Origin of the sequence: Halococcus sp. PRR34, assembly GCF_028617175.1 — an archaeon.
GTDB lineage: Archaea > Halobacteriota > Halobacteria > Halobacteriales > Halococcaceae > Halococcus > Halococcus salifodinae.
In genome coordinates this window covers 1-5,176 of sequence record NZ_JAQJDA010000047.1, presented here as the reverse complement: position 1 = coordinate 5,176, position 5,176 = coordinate 1, and the positions used below count along the sequence as shown (strand labels likewise).

The following is a 5,176-nucleotide window of genomic DNA, read 5'->3' as shown; positions in this document are numbered from 1 at the left end:
ACCAAGGTCCGCATCCTCGAAGTGCTCATCAGCGAAGCCGACCGCGACCTCAACACGGCGGCCATCTGCGAGCAGGCCGGGATTGGGACGAGTAGCTTCTACAACCACATTGAGGACCTGCGGCGGTGGGAACTCGTCACGAAAACCCGGACGGTCGGGAACAGTCCGATGTACGAAATCAACCGCGAGAACAAGGCCGCCCAGAAGCTCGCGGAGTTCGACTGGGCACTCGTCGAGTTCATCGCCGACAAAGAGGAAGCCGGCGAACTCGACGAGGACAACCGACCCGTCCTCGCCTGAACGCTCTCGCGCCTGTTGGAGGGTGACTCCATGAGAATCTCGCTGAAGTCACTGGAGCGTGAAGTACGTCAGGTAGTCATCCTGTAGCTACCGCCTACTGATCGGGCCTCTCCTTCATCGCTCGTGGCGAAGCGAGAGATAGGGTGCTACGAGGGTCACTGATGGCCAACTATCTGAGATGGCCTGTCGGGGGAATCTTTACGAAGCCGGGAGTGATGCATGCTACTATGGAACATGATACTGGCCAGATCGATGATGATCCGGAATCGGAGACGGAGGCAATGGGGACACTGCCGAAACCGGGGGTCTACTGTGGCACGGAGTAGTTCGACAGCGGTGCCATCACGCTGCCTGAATTGTGGGTTCGAAGCTGCTGCCGGCAGTGATGAGTGGAACTCAGTTGACTCGCCACCACTGGGAACGATGACGCAGTGTCCCGAATGCGGAAGCACGAACGTGATGAACCGGGAGTAAGCGATAGCGTCGTCGGTGAAGGCCGCAGCCGCTTTGTCAGCGTTGGTGTAGCTTGCTCGTTCTCGTCCCGTCAGCATCAGCCACCATCTCAATCCTCGTAGCAGATTGAATGCCGATTCCCACCCCTGATCCTGTTCTCGATCCCGTTTCTGCGGACTGGATGTCGTCTCAGACGACGATACGTGGCCGGTGGAGTGCCAGCAGATTCACTTTCACTCCTCTATCCGGGTGTTTTTGGGTGCTAGTCGCCAACCGCAGGCGTCTCCCATCGAACACACGTGGAGGCAGGACGACGCCAACTCATGCCCGATCTGCGTTCGCACGCCGAAGACATCCACGACCAGTTCGCCGATCAGACCGATCTCACCGTCGACGAAGTCGAGGATCGCCTCGATACGCTCGTCAACGACTATCAGGTCCCCATCGACGAGGCTCGCCGGAGCGTCACCAGCACCTACTACGATGAGGTAGAGGTCGATCAGGACTCGCTCGACGACGCCAACGAACACCGAGAACTCGACTCGATCCAGACGGCCGAAGAGTGGATCGACATCACCGCGAAGGTGGTCGAGCTGTGGGAGCCACGCAGCGATGCGATCGGCCAGGTCGGCCTGCTGGGCGATGCCAGTGGACGGATCAAGTTCACCGCGTGGGCGAAATCCGATCTCGACACGCTCGAAGAAGGTGAGGTCTACCACCTCGGGAACGTCGTCACTGACGAATACGAAGGCCAGTTCTCGGTCAAACTCAATCGCACGACGACGATCGAGCAGGCCGACGAAGAGATCGAGGTGGGCGACAACACTACCGAGATCGAGGGGGCGCTGGTCGACATGCAAAGCGGGAGTGGGCTGATCAAGCGGTGTCCCGACGACGACTGTACGCGGGTGCTCCAGAACGGCCGGTGCTCGGAACACGGCGAGGTCGAAGGCGAGTTCGACCTGCGGGTGAAGGGCGTGATTGACGACGGCCGTGAAGTTCACGAAACGATCTTCAACCAGGAGATGACCGAAGAGCTTGCCGGGATCTCACTCGATGAAGCGAAAGAACGCGCGATGGACGCGCTGGATACCTCAGTGGTCGCCGACGACATCAGCGAGACGATCCTCGGGAAATACTATCGGATCGAAGGCCCGACGCTTGGCCGGTACGTTCTCGCCAACGAGTTCGAGCAACTGGGTGCGCGCTCGGATGCTGAGAACGTCCTGATCACAGCGAGGTCACTATAATGAGTGCAAATGGGAACGGCGCTGGCGATGACGATGGAGATAGGGATGGGAGTTCGTTCGGCAGTTCAACAGCGCAGACAGGACGGGAGGTCGCCCGGCGGGTGTTCGCACAGGAGTTCAACGATGCGACGTACCTGTTCAAAGAGTCCGATGACGAACTCGCGCCGAACTATACGTTGTTACCGACGGGCGAGCGGGCGAATCGGCTGTTTTTCGTGGGGACGCTCACCGAAACCGAAGACGTCGGGTCGGACTCGGAATACTGGCAGGGTCGCGTGGTCGATCCTACGGGTACGTTCTACGTCTACGCGGGCCAGTACCAGCCCGAGGCTGCGAACACACTCCGGAAGATCGAGACGCCGGCGTACGTCGCAGTCGTGGGCAAACCCCGGAGCTACGAGACCGACGAGGGCGATACCAATGTCGCGGTTCGCCCGGAATCGATCAATCGGGTCGAAGAGACGATCCGGGACCGCTGGGTGGTCGACGCTGCTGAGAAGACGATCGAGCGGCTCCAGGGCTTCGATGCGGAAACCAACGACTACGCCCAGATGGCGCGCGAGGAGTATGGTGGGTCGATCAGCGCGTATCGGGAGGGAGCGATTGCGGCGCTGGAAAGTCTCGACACTGCGGACGAACCTGCCGACGAAGACACGGGTGAGAGTGAAGCGTCACTCGGGACCGAAGCGGACCAACCGTAGCTTTTCGGAGGGTATTCGCTGATGTCATTCACACAGCTGCGAGCAGTGTTCACACGGGGTGACGAGGAAGAGCCGCCCGCGTACGAGTGTCTGTCGTGTGGAGCCTGTTTCAGGGTCCAACGGCAGGTCTGTTCCGAGTGCGGTGGGTATTCGATCGAACGGACTGACTGGGACTGACAGGAGGTCACGTTCTGGATGCCTGCTCTCGCTCACATCTCGTCAATAGAGTCACGGAGAGTCTCTAAAACCGCGGACGAGTATGGCTCCTTGGTATGATCAACGTTCCATAATCCCGACTCACGTATTTCGGGGTTGGGGCTGTTGGTCCCAAGCCATGTCGACTCGCGCGAATCAAGTGAATCACCGCGATAATTGCTCAAGAGTGCAATCGTGTTTCGCTCGATAGCTGCTCGTTGACTTTCTGGCCCGGGTTCGTCGTCGACATCTACCCATAGTAGCGGTAACTCGCGGATGTACTCGCTGACTCGTTTCTCCAATGCATATTCAGCGTCCCGGATATCCGCCGAGGCACTACTGCCTTCTCCCTAATCGGGGTACTCGTCAGCGATCCCATCTCGGTTGATGATCGCTTCGCCAACCCGGAGCCGGAAAACAGAGCCGCGATGATTCCCACCGTCTGGACGAGTGCCACTGAGCGTTCCGCGATGAGTACGGAGGCGATCCCAGAGTGACGTTCCTGAGCCTGCCGAGACAGCGTGTGTTCCGACACGACTCACTTGGAGTTGGTTGCTCGCTTCCCTCGTCTCGTCGGGGGCGAAAAAGAAATACACGCCTCGTTGAGGCCACTCCATTCGTCCCGTGGACTCGCCGAGGGTTCGGTATCCGCCGACTTGCTTGCGAAGGTCAGCCAGGAGCTGGTACAGTTCATCCAGATCCGCCTTCCTTGTCATGCGTTGCTCTCCTCTCTCTGGCGTTGGTTGTACCAGCGAAGGCTTTCGCCCAGCCCTAACCCCTCTGTCGGGATCTCATATTCCAACTCTTCGAGTGCTTCGAGAACTGGCTCGTAGTAATTCTTCCCGGCGTGAAAGACGAGGATTTGGGTGTGCAACTCACGTCCACGAAGCTGATCCGCTACATCTCTACCCCATTCACGCTTCGCTTCGACACCAGCGTTCGTGAGTGTCTCGTCGTATGGATTGATCCGGGGGCCGTTGGGGTCCAACAACCCATGTTTTGCTGAGAGAATGTACCACTCGTCGTGGTTTCGTTCGCAGTGTCGCCGTGATTTTCTGAACAGAGCTGATTCCATGTAGAGGTCCTTCGGCCGGCTTGGGACCTCCCGCTTGGAGGCAGAACAACTCACTAATCCGATTTCCATGATCGGACGATGCGGGGCGATCTCCACACAGGCGCGAAATCATTTGTCATGCGCTTCACCCTGATGCAAGCGCGCGGTCGGAGTCGTCAGCGACGGGAGCCTCGATACCAACGTCGATTTCGATACGTTCGTAGGGGATGGTGGGCTTGCGTGCCCGACCCTCGCCGTCTTCGAGGTGGACGATGTCGAACTCTTCGAGGAGATGCACATCGTCATGGACCTGTCTCGTCCCACGGTCGAGGCGCTCGGCGAGCTGCTTGATGCTCTCGGGTTGGCTGTCCATGATGCTGCGGATGAGCTCGACTCGGCGAGTAGTGAGCAACTTCCGCAGCCGAGTGGGGTCGCTGAAGTTTTTCACGTGTGGGACGGTCTCGCCTGCTTCCCACCGCTCGGCGCGGTCAAGTGTGCCCTCGTGATGCTCGTCGTGCGGGATGGAGGTGAGCCGGAGCACCGGCGGATATGGGACTTCCTCTGGACCGGGGAATTCCAGCGACTCGATCTCGTGGTCGCCGTCGTGGTTAGATTCGTTCGTCATGGATCTGATCTACTTCCTGTTTGAAGCGGCGAATATGGTCGCGCAATCCAGTGAATTCGATGTCTTTGACGCCCTCGCGGTAGTGATGGCGGTGATGGCGACTCTTTCCGGGTGTTTCAGCGTCAGTGTAGTTGTCGTACCGGAGTAACGTCGTGCCATCGGCGGTCATGTACTGGAAGCCATATTTGATCCCTTCTGGGTACTCGGTGCTTGTCGGGACCTCCCACGCAACCATCTCGTAGCGGCTTCCATCGCTGAGTTCGGTGTCGTCTTGGAAGCGCGGCGTTCTCGGCATTCGTCCCGATTGAGTTGTCCTACTACCCCAATCAATAAAGGTGTTGTGCTGTCCCATTATAGCAATAAGGAAGACCAGATTGCGATATGTTTCCAATCATTTGGACAGTGAAGCACACAAAGGCGGACGGCTTATGCTGGAAGAACGGATACATGTATGTATGAGCCAGACCGAAACGGCGGACGAAGCGTTCGCCGACGGGACCATGTTCGTGGATGTCCTCGGGGACGAAACCAAGGTCCGCATCCTCGAAGTGCTCATCAGCGAAGCCGACCGCGACCTCAACACGGCGGCCATCTGCGA

The 5,176-nt window shown here is 58.6% G+C and carries 7 protein-coding genes; 4 read left to right on the top strand and 3 right to left on the bottom strand.

All coding sequences use genetic code 11. The features are described 5' to 3' along the window. The 4 genes from PHA81_RS20620 to PHA81_RS20605 all read left to right on the top strand — a co-directional run. On the top strand, positions 1-300 hold a 300-nt coding region (locus PHA81_RS20620), incomplete at its 5' end, for a winged helix-turn-helix domain-containing protein (RefSeq protein ID WP_273838750.1). Between the two features lie 776 nt (positions 301-1,076). Further along, on the top strand, positions 1,077-2,003 hold the full coding sequence (locus PHA81_RS20615) for a replication factor A (protein WP_273838748.1): 927 nt from the start codon (positions 1,077-1,079) through the stop codon (positions 2,001-2,003). Continuing rightward, positions 2,003-2,704 carry an RPA family protein gene (locus PHA81_RS20610; protein ID WP_273838747.1) on the top strand — a complete coding sequence of 234 codons (702 nt, stop codon included), beginning with the start codon at positions 2,003-2,005 and terminating at the stop codon, positions 2,702-2,704. Before PHA81_RS20615 ends, PHA81_RS20610 begins: the two co-directional genes overlap by 1 nt. A gap of 21 nt (positions 2,705-2,725) precedes the next feature. Beyond that, the gene (locus tag PHA81_RS20605) at positions 2,726-2,881 is read left to right on the top strand and encodes a hypothetical protein (RefSeq protein WP_273838745.1); all 156 of its coding nucleotides are present in this window, start codon (positions 2,726-2,728) and stop codon (positions 2,879-2,881) included. Positions 2,882-3,611: 730 nt separating this feature from the next. Here PHA81_RS20605 and PHA81_RS20600 read toward each other — a convergent pair. From PHA81_RS20600 to PHA81_RS20590, 3 genes are read right to left on the bottom strand one after another with little or no spacing between them, the layout of a single operon-like run. Beyond that, positions 3,612-4,070 carry a DUF6884 domain-containing protein gene (locus PHA81_RS20600; RefSeq protein WP_273838743.1) on the bottom strand — a complete coding sequence of 153 codons (459 nt, stop codon included), beginning with the start codon at positions 4,068-4,070 and terminating at the stop codon, positions 3,612-3,614. Between the two features lie 28 nt (positions 4,071-4,098). Further along, positions 4,099-4,578 (bottom strand): transcriptional regulator, encoded by a 480-nt coding sequence (locus tag PHA81_RS20595; RefSeq protein WP_273838741.1) that lies wholly within the window; start codon positions 4,576-4,578, stop codon positions 4,099-4,101. Beyond that, positions 4,562-4,873, bottom strand: coding sequence for a DUF6516 family protein (locus PHA81_RS20590; protein ID WP_273838739.1), 312 nt, complete (start codon positions 4,871-4,873; stop codon positions 4,562-4,564). Before PHA81_RS20590 ends, PHA81_RS20595 begins: the two co-directional genes overlap by 17 nt. Positions 4,874-5,176 lie beyond the last annotated feature (303 nt).

Excerpts from the sequence above, each read along its gene's own strand:
- PHA81_RS20615 (WP_273838748.1), top strand. The coding sequence starts at position 1,077 with ATGCCCGATCTGCGTTCGCACGCCGAAGACATCCACGACCAGTTCGCC.
- PHA81_RS20610 (WP_273838747.1), top strand. The coding sequence starts at position 2,003 with ATGAGTGCAAATGGGAACGGCGCTGGCGATGACGATGGAGATAGGGAT.
- PHA81_RS20605 (WP_273838745.1), top strand. The coding sequence starts at position 2,726 with ATGTCATTCACACAGCTGCGAGCAGTGTTCACACGGGGTGACGAGGAA.
- PHA81_RS20595 (WP_273838741.1), bottom strand. The coding sequence starts at position 4,578 with ATGACGAACGAATCTAACCACGACGGCGACCACGAGATCGAGTCGCTG.
- PHA81_RS20590 (WP_273838739.1), bottom strand. The coding sequence starts at position 4,873 with ATGCCGAGAACGCCGCGCTTCCAAGACGACACCGAACTCAGCGATGGA.